Origin of the sequence: Dermacoccus sp. 147Ba, assembly GCF_004151355.1 — a bacterium.
Lineage (GTDB): Bacteria > Actinomycetota > Actinomycetes > Actinomycetales > Dermatophilaceae > Dermacoccus > Dermacoccus abyssi.
Map to the genome: position 1 here is coordinate 1 of NZ_SEHL01000004.1, position 16,601 is coordinate 16,601.

A 16,601-nucleotide genomic window follows, 5' to 3' on the forward strand; every position below is an offset into this window, starting at 1 on the left:
GCGATCTTCTGCGGGTTTCGAGGCTCAGCCGACGTCAGCGCAGCCCCGTGCGGCGCTCGCGCGCCAACTCGATGAGGTCGGTGATGAGCTCGGTGTATCCGAGACCACTGGCGTTCCACACCTGCGGGAACATCGAGACCGGCGTGAAGCCCGGCAGCGTGTTGATCTCGTTGAGGTACAGCGTGCCCTCGGGCGTGTAGAACCAGTCGACGCGCGCGAGACCCTCGCAACCGGCGGCGTTGAACGCTGTGATCGACAGTTCCTTGATGCGGGCGGCGTCGTCGGCCGGGACGTCGGCCGGGCACGACAGGCGCAGCCCGTCGTCGTTGAGGTACTTGGCCTCGAAGTCGTAGAAGTCGTGCGCGCCGATCTCCTCGATCTCACCGAGTTCAGACGCTCGCGGCAGGTCGCTGCCGTGGCCTTCGAGCACGCCGCACTCGACCTCGCGGCCGACGATGCCCGCCTCGACGACGACCTTCGGGTCGCTCCGGCGTGCCATCTCGATGGCCGCCTCGAGCTCGTCCGGGCCGTTCACCTTCGAGATTCCGACCGACGAGCCCGCACGCGCGGGCTTGACGAAGACCGGCCAACCCAGCGACGCGACGGCGTCCATGGCTGCGGCCTTGTCGCGGCGCCACTCCTTGTCGGTGATGACGGTGTACGGCCCGACCGGCAGACCGGCGGCCGCGAAGACGACCTTCATCATGTGCTTGTCCATCATGACGGCCGACGCCGTCACGCCGGAGCCGACGTAGTGCAGGTCGGCCAGTTCGAGCAGCCCCTGCAGGGTGCCGTCCTCACCGAACGGGCCGTGCAGCAACGGCAGGACGACGTCGACCGAGGTGAGCGCCTCGGGGGTCTCGCCCGGCTCGAGCACAAGGATGTCGTGCTGCTCCGGCGACGGCGCGACGAGCACCTCCTTGCCGGAGCCGCTCTTCACCTCCGGAAGCTGCTTGTCCTTGATGGCGAGCGCCTCGACGTCGTCGGGCATGAGGACCCACTGACCGGTCTTCGTGATGCCGATCGGCACGACCTCGTAGCGGTCGCGATCGATCGCCGCGAGGACACCTGCGGCCGTGGCACACGAGATGGCGTGTTCGGAGGAGCGTCCACCGAAGACGACGGCGACGCGGGTGCGGGTCTGGGAAGTGCTCATCGTCTGTCACTCTAGCCGTCCACATGCCGCAACCTGCGAACCTCTCACCGACGAGCCGTGCCAGGCTCGACGTCATGACAGGCGATTTTTCTCGACCCCTCGCACCTGCGACCCGCCTCGTCGGCTCGGGCCGTCCCCCACGCTCCCCCGGCGCCTCGGTGAGTCCCGAACTGGCGATGACGTCGACGTACGTCGCGGGCGGCGACGTCAACTACGCGCGCGTCGGCAACCCGACCTGGAGCGCCTTCGAGACGACGCTCGCAGCGCTCGAGGGTGACGACTCCACTCGCGCGCTCGCGTTCGCCAGCGGGATGGGCGCCATCAGCGCCACACTGTCCCTCCTGCCGCACGGCGCAACGGTGCTCGCGCCGCGCCACTTCTACAACGGCACCTCAGGGCTGCTCGAGACGTGGGTCGCAAGCGGTCGCGCTCGCCTCGTCCGCATCGATCTGTCCGACACCTCGGCCGTCGAACGAGCCCTGACGGACGGCGTCGACGTCGTGTGGATCGAGTCCCCCGCGAACCCGACGCTCGAGACCTGCGACGTCGCCGCCGTGACGAGGTGCGCGCACGCCGCGGGCGCTCTCGTCGTCGAGGACAACACGTTCAACACCCCGCTCGGCCGCCGTCCGCTCGACGACGGGGTCGACGTCGTCGTCCACTCGGTGACGAAGTACCTCGCCGGACACAGCGATGTCCTCCTCGGCGCGGCGGTGACGAACGATTCCTCACTCGCCGAACGACTGCTCACGGCGCGCACCCTCGGTGGCGCGATCCCCGGGCCGTCCGAGACGTGGCTCGCGCTGCGGGGCATGCGCACGCTCCATCTGCGCTGGGAGCGGGCCTGCGCGAACGCGGCCGAACTGGCCGCGCGCCTGGAGCAGCACCCGAACGTCGTCCGTGTCCGCTACCCCGGCACCGGAGCCATGATCGCCGTCGAGGTGGACGGCGGCCAGTCGGCAGCGAGCGCCGTCGAGGACGCCGTCGACGTGTGGCTGCCCGCAACGAGCCTGGGCGGCGTCGAGTCGATGCTGGAGCGCCGCCGTCGCCACGCCCTCGAGCCCGAGAGCGTGCCGGAGAACCTCCTGCGGCTCTCCGTCGGTGTCGAGGACGTCGACGACCTGTGGCGTGACCTCGACGCCGCCCTCACGGGATCCAGCGCCTGAGTCCGACCAACCTCGAGCCTCAGACGCGCTCGCTCTTGCGCGAACGCGACATGAGGGCGCGGACCATCTCGTCGGGCGTCCAACCCTCGTGGAGGATGGCGTGGACGCCTTCGACGATCGGCATGTCGACGTGGACGCTACGCGCCAGCTCGAGGATCGAGCGGCACGACTTGACGCCTTCGGCGGTCTGGTTGGTCGCGGCAGTGATCTCCTCGACCGTCTTGCCCTCCGACAGCGCGAGCCCGAACTGGTGGTTTCGCGACAGACGTGAGCTGCAGGTGGCCATCATGTCGCCCACGCCGGCGAGACCGAGGAACGTCTGCGGGTCGGCTCCCAGCGCGACACCGAGACGCGCCGTCTCGGCAAGTCCGCGGGTTAGCAGAGTGGCCGTCGAGTTCTCCCCCATACCCAGGCCGTGCGCCATGCCCACGCTCAGGGCGATGACGTTCTTCACCGCGCCGGCGATCTCGGTACCCACGACGTCGGCGTTGGTGTACGGCCGGAAGTACGGCGCCGCGCAGGCTTCCGCCACCTTCGAACGCACTCCGTGACGTGACGCGGCGACGACGGCCGCCGCGGGCTGCTTGTCGGCGACCTCCTTGGCCAGGTTCGGCCCCGAGACGACGACCACCCGGTCGGCGGGAACCTCCGCGACCTCTTCCATGACCTCGGTCATCCGCTTGAGGGTTCCGAGCTCGATGCCCTTCATCAGCGACACGAGCGGCGCGCCGTCCGGGATGTGTTCGCGCCAACCCTCGAGGTTCTCGCGCAACGTCTGCGACGGCACCGCGAGAACGAGGATGTCGGAGCCGTCCATCGCCTCTGCGACATCACTCGTGACATGCACACGGTCGGGCAGGCGCAGGCTCGGCAGGTAGTCGTCGTTGACGCGGGTCGTCTCGATGGCTTCGGCGAGTTCGGGGCGTCTGCTCCACATCGTGACGTCAGTGCCCGCGTCCGCCATCACCGCGGCGAACGCCGTTCCCCAACTTCCCGATCCCATGACCGTGGCCTTGGTCATCGTGCGCCTTCCGTTCGACTCGAGCGCGATCGCACGCGCGGGTTGTCCAGTGGTGTCGTCGTCGGGGACTCGCCCCGGATCTCGACGAGAAGCTCCGTGATGGCCGCCATGACCCGAGCTGTTGCCTCGGTGAGCACCTCGGCGTCAAGTGGCCGCGCTCGCAGGTCGTCGAGGTCGACGGGCGGCCCGGCACTCACCGTGACGTCGTGGCGGCGAACCACCGCGCTCGGCAGCGACTTCAGGGCGTTGCGCGTTGGGGGCAGGATCCGCTCGGGACCCCACATGGCGACGGGCACCAGCGGACACCCGGTCGTCAGCGCAATGCGAGCGGCCCCTGACTTTCCGGCCATGGGCCACAGGTCGGGGTCGCGCGTGAGCGTTCCCTCGGGCAGGAGGCAGACGATCTTGCCCGACTCCACGGCGTCGACGGCAGCGGAGAAGCTGTCAGCGGCCCGCGCTGTGCCTCGGTGGACGGGGATCTGGCCGGCACGCTTGAGAAGCGGCCCCAGGACGGGCGTCGCGAAGACCTCGGCCTTGCCGAGAAAGTGCGGCAGACGCCCTGCGTGCAGGAGGAAACGACCCAGGACGAAGGGGTCGGAGTAGCTCAGGTGATTGCCCGCGATGACAGCCGGGCCGTGGTCGGGCACGTGCTCGGCACCGCGCCAGGTCTCCCGCAACCACGGCGAGATCCCGGGCGCGACGACACCCGTGATGAATCGCACGACACCGTTGCGTTCACTCTCGTCGAGCGAAACGTCGGACATGGGCACCTCCTGGCTCGTGCGCAACTCTAGCCGCGGGCCGGTCCGAGGGCGGGCCGGAGCTCCGAGTCGTCGGCCACCGACCGCAGAAACACACCGGACGGTCCTCCTGGGCATTCGTCCGCGAAATCTGCGAGCATTCAAACCGTGCAGAACCGATCGTCCACCTGGAGCATCGTCCTCGCGTTCAGCGACGGTCGAAGCCTCGCCGCGCCCCGCACCGTCGACCCCGTCGCGTGGGCTCGAGCGAGCGCCCTCGACACGATCGACGCCGTGAGCGCTGCCGTCGAACCTGCCAACCTTCTCGTCCTCAGCGATGACGAGGCCGTGCGAACCGGCGCGACGGAAGCAGGGGCTCACGCACGCGAACAGGGCCGCGATCTCAACGCCGCACTGACTGCGGCGCTCGCCGACTGGGTCAGGTCCCATCCCGAGCGCTCCGGCGCCGTGTTGCTCGGCCCGCTCCCTTACGCCGACGGCGACACGATCAGCGCTCTGCTGCGTGCTTGTGCCGCTACCGAGTCCGCAGTCGTGGTCTCCGACGACGGCGGCTCCGTCGCCATCAGCCACCACGACCCCGCACGGCTGGCTCCCCGTTTCGGTGGCTCGAGCGCCGGACGTCACCAACGCGTCGCCGTGAGTGTCGGATCGCACTTGACGGACGATCTCGCGCGCCACGTCGTCGAGGGTCGTGAACCCGTCGGCTCACGCACCGCAGCCCTCGAACGCTCGACGACGAAGGGAGCATGAGCATCGTGCAGGAACAGGCGAGCGTCCACCGCTTCGATCCCGAAACACTCACCGGCGAGGTCATCACCGACAACGGCCGGGTGCTGGCCTTCTCCACCGAGGCGTTCATGCGCAGCAGCCTGCGCACGCTCCGTGTCGGTCAACGCCTCAACGTCGACATGGGCCCCGACGGTATTCGCCGACTGTGGATCGATGGAATCGGCGCCGGACAAACCATCCGCTGACCTCGACCGGAGTACTGGGAGAACGAAAGAAGGACCCCGAGACCAAGCCGGTCTCGGGGTCCTTCTTCGCTGTCAACGCTCAGCGCGAGGCGCTGGCACGTCCACCCGCATTACCGGTACGCGGAAGCTTGTCCGGGTCCGCAGTGACGACCTTGAAATTGGTGCCGGGGGTGAACTTCGGCACGGCGGTGGCGTCGATGTGGACAGCCTCGCCCGTACGCGGATTGCGACCGGTGCGCGCGGCGCGATCGACGCGCTCGAACGTTCCGAACCCCGTGATGCCGACCTTGTTCCCCGCTGCGACCTCACGGATGATGACGTCGACGACTGCCTCGACAGCCTCCAGTGCCGCCCTCTTGCTCCCGAGTCGCTCCTCGAGACGGTCGACAAGGTCTGCCTTGTTCATTCCTCCACCCTTCACTGGCGTGCATTGCCCCGCGAAACCTCGCAATGCGCAGATATAGATTAAATTACCCACAAGGGTGGAGCATCGTCCATCCGACGCGTGCTGATCGAACGCCGCTTCACGCGAGCGCGAAAGACCCGGACTGCCGCACCATCCGCGGTAGAAGGTGAAGAATCGCCGACATCGTTGAGTGTGAACGTGATTCGCAAACTGTGCAAGACCTCACACTCGATTTGCCGCGCAACTTCCTTGTCGTAGACCGCTACTACCGGGATTCTTCGATCTCACCTATCGGACGCTCGTCGTCGGCTTCCAGGCCGGACGCTGAGCTTCGAACCGCTCGATGTCGCCCTCGTGACGCAGGGTCAGCGAGATGTCGTCGAGGCCCTCCATGAGGCGCCAGCGGATGTAGTCGTCCACCTCGAACGGCACGACGAGTTCGCCTGCTGTGATGGTTCGCGACTCCAGATCGACCGAGATCTGAGCGCCCGGCTCGTTCTCGAGGTACTTCCAGAGCAGTTCGACATCCCCTTGCTCGACCTGGGCCGTGAGCAAGCCCGCCTTGCCCGAGTTGCCTCGGAAAATGTCGGCAAAGCGCGAACTGATGACGACCCGGAAGCCGTAGTCCATGAGTGCCCACACGGCGTGCTCACGCGAAGAGCCCGTACCGAAGTCGGGGCCCGCCACGAGAACGGACGCGTCGCGGAAAGCGTCCTGGTTGAGGACGAACGACTCGTCCTTGCGCCAGGCCGAGAACAGGCCGTCCTCGAAGCCCGTCCGCGTCACGCGCTTCAGGTACACGGCGGGGATGATCTGGTCGGTGTCGACGTTGCTCCGGCGCAGCGGGGCGCCGACGCCCGTGTGGTGGATGAATCGCTCCATGGCAGTTTCCTCCTCGGTGCTCACAGATCGCCGGGCTCGGCGAGGGTGCCCGCGACGGCGGTGGCGGCGGCGACCTGGGGGCTGACCAGGTGCGTACGACCGCCCTTGCCCTGACGCCCTTCGAAGTTGCGGTTCGAGGTCGACGCGCTGCGCTCCCCCGGCTGCAGTTGGTCGGGGTTCATCCCCAAACACATCGAGCAACCGGCCAGACGCCACTCGGCACCGGCCTCGGTGAAGACCTTGTCGAGCCCCTCGGCCTCGGCGTCGAGGCGCACTCGCGCGGAGCCGGGCACCACGAGCATCGTCACGGAGTCCGCCACCTTGCGGCCCTTGATGACCTCCGCGGCGGCGCGCAGATCCTCGATGCGGCCGTTCGTACACGAACCGAGGAACACCGTGTCGACGCTGATCTCCTTGAGCGGCTGCCCCGGCGTCAGGCCCATGTACTCGAGGGCGCTGGAGGCGGCGGCCTTCGCCGAGTCGTCACCGAACGACTCCGGGTCGGGAACGTTCGCCGAGAGCGGGAGACCCTGACCGGGGTTGGTGCCCCACGTGACGTACGGCGACAGCGAGGCCGCGTCGATCGTCACCTCGGCGTCGAACTGCGCGTCGTCATCGGTGCGAAGCTTCTTCCACTCCTCGACGGCGGCGTCCCACTCCTCACCGGCCGGCGCGTACTCGCGGCCCTCGAGGTAGGCGAACGTCGTCTCGTCGGGAGCGATCATGCCTGCGCGGGCGCCGGCCTCGATCGACATGTTGCAGATCGTCATCCGCGCTTCCATCGACAGGCCCTCGATGGCCTCGCCGCGGTACTCGAGCACATAACCCTGGCCTCCCCCCGTGCCGATCTCGGCGATGACGGCGAGGATGATGTCCTTCGCGCTCACACCCTCGGGCAGCGCACCGTCGACGTTGATCGCCATCGTGCGGAACGGCTTGAGCGGAAGCGTCTGCGTGGCGAGCACGTGCTCGACCTCGCTCGTGCCGATGCCGAAGGCCAGGGCGCCGAACGCGCCGTGAGTGGAGGTGTGGCTGTCGCCGCACACGATCGTCGCGCCGGGCTGCGTCAGGCCGAGCTGCGGGCCGATGATGTGCACGATGCCCTGCTGGGCGTCACCCATCGGGAACAGGCGGACGCCGAACTCCTCACAGTTCTTGCGCAGCGTTTCGACCTGCGTGCGACTCACCGGGTCGGAGATGGGGCCCGGCGTCGTGGGGACGTTGTGGTCCTCCGTCGCGAGCGTCAGATCGGTGCGCCGCACGGCGCGTCCCGCGAGACGAAGGCCGTCGAACGCCTGCGGACTCGTCACCTCGTGAAGCAGGTGAAGATCGATGAAAAGCAGATCGGGTTCGCCTTCGGCGCTGCGCACGACGTGCTGCTGCCACACCTTCTCGGCCAGCGTTTTCCCCACGCGTCCTCCTTCGAATCACCGGGCCGTCCGACCCGCGAGACAAATGCCGTTGCTCAAGCGTTACGCTTTCTGCTGGCCTTTGAACTTGCGTCTCGCGTCATGAGACTGCAATATCAGAACATGGACAACTCTAGTGGAGTCGGCGTTCTCGACAAGGCTGCGATCGTGCTTTCGGCGCTCGAAGCCGGTCCGTCCACCCTGGCTCAGCTCGTGGCGGCCACCGGCCTGGCCCGCCCCACCGCTCACCGCCTGGCCGTGGCTCTCGAACACCACCGCCTCGTCGCACGCGACATGCAGGGTCGCTTCGTGCTCGGCCCGCGCCTCGTCGAACTCGCTTCCGCGGCGGGTGAGGATCGCCTCCTCGCCGCCGCCGGCCCGGTGCTCGGGGCTCTGCGTGACCACACGAACGAGAGTGCGCAGCTCTTCCGCCGTCAGGGCGACCAGCGCATCTGCGTCGCCGCCGCGGACCGCCCCATGGGTTTGCGCGACTCGATTCCCGTCGGCGCAACCCTGTCCATGCAGGCCGGTTCGGCAGCCCAGGTGCTTCTCGCGTGGGAGGAGCCCGACCGCCTGCACCGCGGCCTCCAGGGCTCGAAGTTCACCGCCACGATGCTCTCCGGCGTCCGCCGTCGCGGCTGGGCCCAGTCGGTGAGCGAGCGTGAGCAGGGCGTCGCGTCGGTCTCCGCGCCCGTTCGCTCCCCCAGCGGCCACGTCATCGCGGCCGTGTCGATCTCCGGCCCCGTGGAGCGCGTCTCCCGCCAGCCCGGCCGCCTGCACGCCGCCACGGTGGTCGCCGGCGCCAACAAGCTCACGGAGGTCTTGGCTCGCGCCGCCGCTCAGCAGACGAGCCAAGTCACGCCACCTGCTCCGCGCTCCTGAACCCAAGCCTGCAATAGGGCACGACAAAGGGCACCTTTCTCTCGACAAATCATGAGAAAGGCGCCCTTTGTTCGCGCGAGGAAAGAATTGCACGTACAGACAAAGAATCCCCGTCACTTGCGTGACGAGGATTCTTTGTCTCAATGTAGCCCCGACGGGATTCGAACCCGCGCTACCGCCTTGAGAGGGCGGCGTGCTAGGCCACTACACAACGGGGCCATGGCCTGCCTATGCCTTGCGGCTTTCAGCAGCGAGGAAAACTCTAACCGAAGTTATCGATTTCCCGAAATCACTCGACGAGCGCGCGATCGAGATCGCCATTCTGCGCCAGTGATTTGCGCTGGGGTACCAGGACTCGAACCTAGAACAAATGAACCAGAATCATCCGTGTTGCCAATTACACCATACCCCAAGGGGGTTTCAGCGAACGCGCGCCCCGGCCTTGTGGGCCTCGGCCTTCGTTCCCCGAACCGAGTGAAAACTTTACCGAACGTTGGCCCAGGCGCCAAATCGGCGCCCGGTGCCGCTCCCCCGCTCCGGCCCGACCCATCGAGGGGCGGGGCCGGAGCGGGCTACGGCAACGTCAGAGCGTGGCGCGCAGAGCCTTGAGGCGCTCCATCGTCGAGTGCTTGCCCAGAATCTCCATGGACTCGAACAGCGGCGGCGAGATGCGCTGACCGGAGACCGCCGTGCGCAGCGGACCGAACGCGAACTTCGGCTTGATACCGAGCCCCTCGACGATCGCTTCACGCAGCGCCGCCTCGATGCGCTCGTGCGTCCACTCGACGTCGCTTCCGTCGGGCTTGCCGAGCGAGCCGGAGATCGGCTCGAGCGCCTCGATGGCGGCGTCGATGACCTGCGGAGCCGTCTCCTTTAGCTGCGCGCGGGCGTCGTCCGCGATGGGAAGCTCGTCGTCCTTGCAGAAGAACGGCGCCACGAGGGCCGTGGCCTCCGACAGCAGGTTGATGCGTGTCTGGATCTGCTCGGCGACGAGGTTGAGACGCCCGAGCTCCGGCAGCGACGGCTGCTCCGACAGCACGCCGTCCTTGACGAGGAACGGCAACAGACGCGTGGCGAACTCGCGCGTCGGCAACTCGCGGATGTAGTGGCCGTTGAGCCAGTTGAGCTTGTCGAGGTTGAAGATCGGCCCGACGGTGTTGACCTTGCTCCACTCGAAGTTCTTGCTGAACTCCTCGAACGTGAAGACCTCGCGCTCCGAACCGTCCGTCTCTATGACGGGTGGGTAGCCCAGCAGGGCGAGGAAGTTGAGCAGAGCTTCGGGGAGGTAGCCCTGCTCCTTGAACCACGTCAGGCGCGCCCAGGGGCTCTTGCGCTTGGAGATCTTCGCCTTCTTCTCGTCGCGCAGCAGCGGCATGTGCGCGAACTTCGGCGGCTCGAGGCCGAGGCCGTGGTAGAGCAGGATGTGCTTCGGCGTGGAACTGATCCACTCCTCGCCGCGCACGACGTGGGTGATGCCCATCTCGTGGTCGTCGACGACGACGGCGAGGTGGTAGGTCGGGAAGCCGTCTGCCTTGAGGATGACCTGGTCGTCCGGGCGGGGAGCCTTGACCTCCCCGCGGATGAGGTCGGTGAAGGTGAGCGGGGCGTCGTCCGGCACGAACATGCGCACGACGGGGTTGTCGCTGAATCCCGGCTCCTTGGAACGCTCTTCGCGCGTCTTGCCGTAGCACATGCGGTCGTATCCGGTGGGCAGCTTCTGCTTCTGCTGGAACTCGCGCATCTCCGCCAGGCGCTCGCTCGTGCAGTAGCAGTAGTACGCCTTACCCTCGTCGAGAAGCTTCTGGACGTACGGCTTGTACGTGTCGAGGCGCTCACTCTGACGGTAGGGCGCATACGGGCCGCCCTTGTCCGGGCCCTCGTCCCACGTCAGGCCGAGCCATTCGAGCGTGTCGAAGATCTGCTGCTCGGAGTCGGCCTGGAAACGGGCGCGATCGGTGTCCTCGATGCGCAGGACGAACTTGCCGCCCTGCTGGCGCGCGAACGCCAGGTCGAACATCGCCATGTAGGCGGTGCCGACGTGCGGATCGCCGGTCGGGGACGGGGCGACGCGGAGGCGGACCTCGTCGGGCGTCGCGGGCTCGATGGTTGCAGCAGTCTTGTCGCTCATGATGCTCCCATCGTAGTGGTCGCCCCGGAGTCAGGCCTTGCGCATGACCGCCAGGGTCAGCGATTCCGACATCCACGTGAGGAAGTCGTAGTACGCGGCGAGGAGATCCTCGGGCGAGTTCGGTGCGTCCTCACGCTCCACCTGGCGCGACAGCGCCTCGGCGTCCTCATCGGTACGCAGGCCGAGGCGTTCGGCGAGTACCAGCCGGACGTCGGTCAGAGCCATCATCATGGCGCGCGCCGACGCTTCGTCGAGGACGACCTCACGGGAACCGTCGCTCAACCCGTCCTGCAGGTTGTCGTCGTTCCCCTCTCGTTCCCCGGCATCGTCCCGCTCATCCCGGGCGGCCGGGTCGTTCGCGCGCTCGTAGACGTCGTCCGCGATCGCCGCGGCCTGTTCCTCGTCGACGAAGCCCTCCTCGAGGGCGCGCATGGCGATGTCGAGATTGCGCAGCTTCCCGTCGCGCAGCGTCGATTCGGTGAGGCGGCGAAACTCAGATGCCGCGGCGTCGTCGTTCTTGACGCCGTCGGGCAGCAGTCGACGTAGGGCCGGGTCCTGCGGCGCCTCCCGCTCGGCCATCGAACGGCTGAGGGCTGCGAAGAGGTCGTCGTGGGTGTCGCCGTCACTCGGCGCGCCCTTCTCGTCCGTCTCCCCCGCGTCCTCGCTGCCATCCGACAGGAGCACACTCGTCTGGTACATGAGTTCGATGACGAGCGATCGCTCCACGTCCTCGAGGAAACCGATGATGCGAGCGCCGTCGTCCGGGTCGCGGGTGAACGCCTGAGCCATCAGCCCTCCTGCTGGTAGGTCGCCCACAGGCTGTAGCCGTGCATGGCGATCGTGTCGGCCTCCATCCGCTCGCGCGAGCCCTTGCTCACGACGGCGCGGCCCTCGGTGTGAACCTGCATCATGAGCCGCTCGGCCTCGGCCTCGGAGTAGCCGAAGTAATCCTGGAAGACGAAGCTGACGTAACTCATGAGGTTGACGGGGTCGTTCCACACGAGCGTGACCCACGCGCGTTCACCGCTCTCGTGCGGTTCGCTGCGGGTCAACTGCTCGGTCAGCTCGTCGAAATCGATGTCAGGGGGCGCGATCGACACGCCCTCCACTCTAGAGTTCTTCACGTGACTTCCAACATCTCGCCCTCGACGGCCCTGTTGACCGACCACTACGAGCTCACGATGCTCCAGGCGGCGCTGCGTTCCGGCGCGGCCGAGCGCCGCAGCGTCTTCGAGGTCTTCGCTCGCAGGCTGCCCGACGGCCGCCGGTACGGCGTCGTGGCAGGAACCGGACGCTTCCTCGAGGCCCTCAAGAACTTCCGCTTCACCGACGCGGAGATCGACGACCTGCGCGAGCGGGACGTCGTCGACGAAAGCACGCTCGAATGGCTCGCCGACTACCGCTTCTCCGGTGACATCTACGGCTACCTCGAAGGCGAGTGCTACTTCCCCGGGTCGCCCCTTCTCGTCGTGGAGTCGACGTTCGCCGAGGGCGTCCTGCTCGAGACCCTCGCCCTGTCGATCCTCAACCACGACTCAGCCGTTGCCGCAGCGGCCTCCCGCATGACGTCGGCCGCAGCGGGCCGCCCCTGCATCGAGATGGGCTCGCGGCGCACCCACGAGGAGGCCGCCGTGGCCGCCGCGCGTGCGGCCTACGTCGCGGGCTTCGCCACCTCGTCCAACCTTGAGGCCGGGCGGCGCTTCGACGTACCGACCGCCGGCACGTCGGCCCACGCCTTCACGTTGCTGCACGACGACGAGCGCGAGGCCTTCACCGCGCAGGTCGAATCGCTCGGCAAGAACACGACGCTGCTCGTCGACACCTACGACGTGACGAACGCCGTGAACATCGCCGTCGAGGTTGCCGGGACGGAGCTCGGTGGCGTCCGCCTCGACTCGGGCGACCTGCTCGTCCAGGCCCGCGAGGTACGCGCCCAGCTCGACTCGCTCGGCGCGAAGAACACGAAGATCGTCGTGACGAGCGACCTCGACGAGTACGCGATCGCCGCCCTGGCGGCCGGCCCGGTCGACGCTTACGGCGTGGGCACCTCGCTGGTCACCGGCTCCGGCGCCCCGACGGCCGGCATGGTCTACAAACTGGTCCAGCACTCCGACGACAACGGCGAGATGATCGACGTCGCGAAGAAGAGCAAGGACAAGATCTCCGTCGGCGGGCGCAAGTGGGCACTTCGTCGCCGCAACACCGAAGGGGTGGCCGAGGCCGAGATCATCGGCATCGGCACGAAGCCTCAGGACGACGGCGACGACCGCGAGATGCTCGTGCAGCTCGTCCAGGGCGGCGAGGTCATCGTTGCCACCGACGCGAAGACGGCCCGCGAGACCCACGAGCGCTCCCGCGCGGAACTGCCCGCCACGGTGCACCAGATGTCGCGTGGCGAAGCCGTCATCCCGACGCGTTACGAGGGGCGAGGCGTATGAGCGACACCGGCCGCGCCCTCGTCGTCGTCGACGTGCAGAACGACTTCTGCGAAGGCGGCTCTCTGGCCGTGGCCGGCGGCGCCGGTGTGGCGGAGGCGATCGCGGATTACGTGGCGCTCTCGTCCTACGACACGCTCGTCGCCACGCAGGACTGGCACGTCGACCCGGGCTCTCACTGGAGCGAGACACCCGACTACCGCGACACCTGGCCCGTGCACTGCGAGGTCGGCACGCCCGGCGCCGAACTGCACCCCGCGCTCGAACCGGTCGAGGATCGCTTCGACGCTCGCTTCCGCAAGGGCCAGTTCGAGGCTGCCTACTCCGGTTTCGAGGGCCACGACGACCTCGACGGCAAGGGCCAGGGACTGGCCACGTGGTTGCGGGGCGCAGGCGTGGGTGAGGTCGACATCGTCGGCATCGCCACGGATCACTGCGTGCGCGCAACCGCGCTCGACGCCGCGCGCGAAGGTTTTCGCACCCGCGTCCTGCTCGGGATGACGGCGGGCGTCGCGCAGGAGACCACCCACGCCGCGCTCGAGGAGTTGCGCACGGCCGGCGTGGAACTGGTCGGCACACCCGTGGTCAACGGCTGACCGTCGGAACATTGACGAAGGGCGGCTTCCCGGTGGGGATCCGCCCTTCGTCAATGAGGTGTGTACGTCGTCAGCGAGTGCGACGAACCTCGCTCTTGACCGCGAGGTCGTGAAGCCCCTGACGCTTGGCGTTGCTCAGAGCCCAGAGGATGATGAGCGCCTGGAGGAATCCAGCGACGCCGGAGAAGATCGCAACGAGAGCGAGCGCGTCCGGGCCCCACTTCATGAGCGCGCGCAAAGCCGCCCGTCCGAGCGGCAGACGCTCCTTGGCCCCCTGGGCCGTCCCCGCGGGGACCACGGTGATGCCGAGCGCGCGCTTTCCGACGGTGGCGCCACCGGCGAAGTGCGTCATGAGCACCTCGTACACGAACAGTGCCGCGACGAGCGCACCCGCGAGCGCGAGCGGCGGCGTCATGAGGTCGGCCGGGATGGTCGGCATCTGCTCCCCCGCGGAGGCCGCGGACATGAACGTGTCGACGTACTCCTGCATCTGCGTCATCCAGTCGCCGAGAAACGGCAGGACGACGAGCGACACCGGCAGCGAGACGACCAGTCTGTCGAGGAAGGTCGCGAGGATGCGGCGGATGAGCCCCGAGGGTTGACCGGCGGTGTTACCGAACGGCGCCGTGCCCGGCTGGGAGCCCTGGAACTGCGGGCCGTGGAACTCGTCGCGGCGCCCCGCCTGCTCGGGGCCCCAGTGCGCGGGGTAGGTGCGCGGTTCACCGTCACGGCGTGGCGGCTCCTCGACGTGCTGAACGGGCCGGGCCTCACCGACGTGGTCGAGACCGGGGCGCAGCTTCGGCATGGTGCGGTCGCTCCACAGAATGCCGTCCCAGTAGCGAAGCTGGGTGTCGTCGTCGGGGTCGTCGTACCAGCCGGAGGGGCGCTCGTTCATGCCCCTAGCCTAGGTGCCGCAGGAGCCTGCGCCGGACGCCCCGTCTAGCGGCGGCCGACGAACCACCGTCGGATGAGCTCGATCCGAGCGCTCACCTGCTCCGACGAGGCGCGGTCGAGCGTCGGCCCGCCGCACTGCTGACGCAGGTCGTTGTGGATGACGGCGTGGGGCTGACCGCTCTTGCGCGCGTACTGCGCGACGAGCCCGTTGAGCTCCTTGCGTTGGTTCGCGAGGGCTCGGTGGGCGGCCACCGGCTCGTCGTCGTCCCGGCGCTTGCGGCCGGACTTCACGAGCTTGTCCTGACGCTGTCGCAGCAGTTTGGAGACCTGATCGGGCTCGAGAAGCCCCGGCAGGCCGAGGTACTCCTGTTCGTCCTCGGTGCTGACCTCGAAGCCCATGCCGAACTGCTCGGCGTCGAAGAGGACGTGATCGAACTCCGCCTCGGATTCGAGGGCTTCGAACGAGCCGTCGTCGAGCAGGTCGCCGGAGGCCTTCTCCTCGCGGTTGGCCGTGGCGAGCAGGCCCTCCTCCTCGGACCACATGGCGTCCTCGGGGCTCTCCCCCGGCCTGCTCGGCCGGTCGAGCGCGTGATCGCGCTGTTCCTCGAGACGTGCTGCGTGTTCGAGGATGATCGGCACGGTGGGCAGGAAGACCGACGCCGTCTCGCCCCGCTTACGAGCGCGCACGAAGCGGCCGACGGCCTGGGCGAAGAACAACGGCGTCGAGGTGGAAGTGGCGTAGACCCCCACGCACAGACGCGGAACGTCGACACCCTCGGACACCATGCGCACCGCGACCATCCACCGCTCGTCGCTCTTCGCGAAGTCCTCGATGCGGGAGCTGGCCCCGAGATCGTCGGACAGGACGACGGTGGGCTTGGAGCCCGTGATCGCCTCGAGGGTTCGCGCGTACGCCCGTGCCGCAGTCTGATTGGAGGCGATGACCAGCCCACCGGCATCGGGCACGTGGCGGCGCACCTCTGACAGGCGCTTGTCGGCAGCCTGGAGAACTGACGGGATCCAGGCGCCGTTGGGGTCAAGGGCCGTGCGCCACGCACCGGCGACGGCGTCCTTCGTCATGGGGGTGCCGAGGCGCGCGGCGATCTCGTCGCCCGCTCGCGTTCGCCACCGCATATTGCCGCCATAGGCGAGGAAGAGCACCGGCCGCACCACGCCGTCCGCGAGTGCCTCCGCGTAGCCGTAGGCGTAGTCGCTCGCACTGCGCCGAATACCTGCAGCGTCGTGTTCGTAGCGCACGAAGGGAATGGGGCTGGTGTCGCTGCGGAACGGTGTTCCGGTGAGGCAGACGCGTCGAGTGGCGCCGTCGAAGGCGACACGCAGAGCATCGCCCCAGCTCTTGTTGTCACCGCCGTGGTGTACCTCGTCGAGGATGACGAGCGTGCGCGTGCGCTGCGTGCGGATGCGGTGCACCTCGGGGTTGCTCGCCACGCCCTGGTAGGTGAGCGCGACACCGTGGTAGTCGGATGCCTCGTCGACCTGGCGGTTGGTGAACTTCGGGTCGATCTGAATACCGACGCGGGCAGCGGCGTCCGCCCACTGCGTCTTGAGGTGCTCGGTGGGCGCGACGATGGTGACGCTGTCGACGATGCCACGCCCGAGCAGCTCCGTGGCGAGGCGCAGAGCGAAGGTGGTCTTACCGGCGCCCGGCGTTGCGACGGCGAGGAAATCGCGCGGGTTGGTCTCGAGGTAGCGCTGGAGCGCGCCGGCCTGCCAGGCGCGCAGTTTCCCGGCCGTACCCCAGGCTGCCCGCTCCGGAAAGGCGGGTGACAGGTGCTCTGCAGCCGAAGTACTCATAGGCGGGCAAGTCTACCGGCGACCACCGACAGCCCGGACGCCTCCGAGGGTGGCTCCGGCCACGCCGCCGAGCCCG

The 16,601-nt window shown here is 68.1% G+C and carries 17 protein-coding genes and 2 tRNA genes; 6 read left to right on the forward strand and 13 right to left on the reverse strand.

Annotated features, from left to right (window positions below; genetic code table 11):
* Positions 1-34: 34 nt before the first annotated feature.
* Complete coding sequence (locus EVU97_RS06305; RefSeq protein ID WP_129664419.1) at positions 35-1,156, reverse strand: D-alanine--D-alanine ligase family protein; 1,122 nt, start codon at positions 1,154-1,156, stop codon at positions 35-37.
* Positions 1,157-1,230: 74 nt separating this feature from the next.
* On the opposite strand from EVU97_RS06305, the gene EVU97_RS06310 reads away from it, so the two are divergent.
* A complete protein-coding gene (locus EVU97_RS06310) occupies positions 1,231-2,322 on the forward strand; it encodes a PLP-dependent aspartate aminotransferase family protein (RefSeq protein WP_129664421.1) in 1,092 nt (363 codons plus the stop codon).
* Positions 2,323-2,341: 19 nt separating this feature from the next.
* Here EVU97_RS06310 and EVU97_RS06315 read toward each other — a convergent pair whose 3' ends face one another.
* Complete coding sequence (locus EVU97_RS06315) at positions 2,342-3,343, reverse strand: NAD(P)H-dependent glycerol-3-phosphate dehydrogenase (RefSeq protein WP_129664423.1); 1,002 nt, start codon at positions 3,341-3,343, stop codon at positions 2,342-2,344.
* Complete coding sequence (locus EVU97_RS06320; RefSeq protein WP_129664425.1) at positions 3,340-4,107, reverse strand: 1-acyl-sn-glycerol-3-phosphate acyltransferase; 768 nt, start codon at positions 4,105-4,107, stop codon at positions 3,340-3,342. The genes EVU97_RS06315 and EVU97_RS06320 overlap by 4 nt, the downstream gene beginning before the upstream one ends.
* Before the next feature lie 144 nt (positions 4,108-4,251).
* Here EVU97_RS06320 and EVU97_RS06325 point away from each other — a divergent pair, with 144 nt between their 5' ends.
* Positions 4,252-4,854, forward strand: coding sequence for a hypothetical protein (locus tag EVU97_RS06325; RefSeq protein ID WP_129664427.1), 603 nt, complete (start codon positions 4,252-4,254; stop codon positions 4,852-4,854).
* The gene (locus EVU97_RS06330) at positions 4,851-5,078 is read left to right on the forward strand and encodes a cold-shock protein (RefSeq protein WP_118912768.1); all 228 of its coding nucleotides are present in this window, start codon (positions 4,851-4,853) and stop codon (positions 5,076-5,078) included. Before EVU97_RS06325 ends, EVU97_RS06330 begins: the two co-directional genes overlap by 4 nt.
* Before the next feature lie 79 nt (positions 5,079-5,157).
* Here EVU97_RS06330 and EVU97_RS06335 read toward each other — a convergent pair whose 3' ends face one another.
* The 3 genes from EVU97_RS06335 to leuC form a co-directional block, all read right to left on the reverse strand.
* Positions 5,158-5,484, reverse strand: coding sequence for an HU family DNA-binding protein (locus tag EVU97_RS06335; RefSeq protein ID WP_047311948.1), 327 nt, complete (start codon positions 5,482-5,484; stop codon positions 5,158-5,160).
* Positions 5,485-5,772: 288 nt separating this feature from the next.
* Positions 5,773-6,366, reverse strand: coding sequence for a 3-isopropylmalate dehydratase small subunit (leuD, locus tag EVU97_RS06340; RefSeq protein WP_129664429.1), 594 nt, complete (start codon positions 6,364-6,366; stop codon positions 5,773-5,775).
* A 20-nt stretch (positions 6,367-6,386) separates the two neighbouring features.
* Positions 6,387-7,778 carry a 3-isopropylmalate dehydratase large subunit gene (gene leuC / locus EVU97_RS06345; RefSeq protein WP_047311946.1) on the reverse strand — a complete coding sequence of 464 codons (1,392 nt, stop codon included), beginning with the start codon at positions 7,776-7,778 and terminating at the stop codon, positions 6,387-6,389.
* Positions 7,779-7,898: 120 nt separating this feature from the next.
* Here leuC and EVU97_RS06350 point away from each other — a divergent pair, with 120 nt between their 5' ends.
* Positions 7,899-8,657, forward strand: coding sequence for an IclR family transcriptional regulator (locus tag EVU97_RS06350; protein ID WP_047311945.1), 759 nt, complete (start codon positions 7,899-7,901; stop codon positions 8,655-8,657).
* 146 nt (positions 8,658-8,803) lie between these two features.
* Here EVU97_RS06350 and EVU97_RS06355 read toward each other — a convergent pair.
* The 5 genes from EVU97_RS06355 to clpS all read right to left on the reverse strand — a co-directional run bounded on the left by EVU97_RS06355 (position 8,804) and on the right by clpS (position 11,885).
* A tRNA-Glu gene (locus EVU97_RS06355) sits at positions 8,804-8,876 on the reverse strand.
* Positions 8,877-8,997: 121 nt separating this feature from the next.
* Positions 8,998-9,069 (reverse strand) — tRNA-Gln (locus EVU97_RS06360).
* A 171-nt stretch (positions 9,070-9,240) separates the two neighbouring features.
* Positions 9,241-10,785, reverse strand: coding sequence for a glutamate--tRNA ligase (gltX, locus tag EVU97_RS06365; protein WP_129664431.1), 1,545 nt, complete (start codon positions 10,783-10,785; stop codon positions 9,241-9,243).
* Between the two features lie 30 nt (positions 10,786-10,815).
* Entirely contained in the window at positions 10,816-11,574 is a 759-nt protein-coding gene (locus tag EVU97_RS06370; RefSeq protein WP_129664433.1) for a DUF2017 family protein, read from the reverse strand.
* On the reverse strand, positions 11,574-11,885 hold the full coding sequence (gene clpS / locus EVU97_RS06375; protein ID WP_047312197.1) for an ATP-dependent Clp protease adapter ClpS: 312 nt from the start codon (positions 11,883-11,885) through the stop codon (positions 11,574-11,576). Before clpS ends, EVU97_RS06370 begins: the two co-directional genes overlap by 1 nt.
* Before the next feature lie 24 nt (positions 11,886-11,909).
* Here clpS and EVU97_RS06380 point away from each other — a divergent pair, with 24 nt between their 5' ends.
* Positions 11,910-13,223 carry a nicotinate phosphoribosyltransferase gene (locus tag EVU97_RS06380; protein ID WP_047311943.1) on the forward strand — a complete coding sequence of 438 codons (1,314 nt, stop codon included), beginning with the start codon at positions 11,910-11,912 and terminating at the stop codon, positions 13,221-13,223.
* Positions 13,220-13,816, forward strand: coding sequence for a nicotinamidase (locus EVU97_RS06385; RefSeq protein ID WP_129664435.1), 597 nt, complete (start codon positions 13,220-13,222; stop codon positions 13,814-13,816). Before EVU97_RS06380 ends, EVU97_RS06385 begins: the two co-directional genes overlap by 4 nt.
* Positions 13,817-13,886: 70 nt before the next feature.
* Here the strand turns inward: EVU97_RS06385 and EVU97_RS06390 are convergent, their stop codons facing one another.
* Together EVU97_RS06390 and EVU97_RS06395 are read right to left on the reverse strand one after the other, a co-directional pair.
* On the reverse strand, positions 13,887-14,711 hold the full coding sequence (locus tag EVU97_RS06390) for an RDD family protein (RefSeq protein WP_129664437.1): 825 nt from the start codon (positions 14,709-14,711) through the stop codon (positions 13,887-13,889).
* A 44-nt stretch (positions 14,712-14,755) separates the two neighbouring features.
* A complete protein-coding gene (locus EVU97_RS06395) occupies positions 14,756-16,525 on the reverse strand; it encodes a DEAD/DEAH box helicase (protein ID WP_129664439.1) in 1,770 nt (589 codons plus the stop codon).
* Positions 16,526-16,601: the final 76 nt, after the last annotated feature.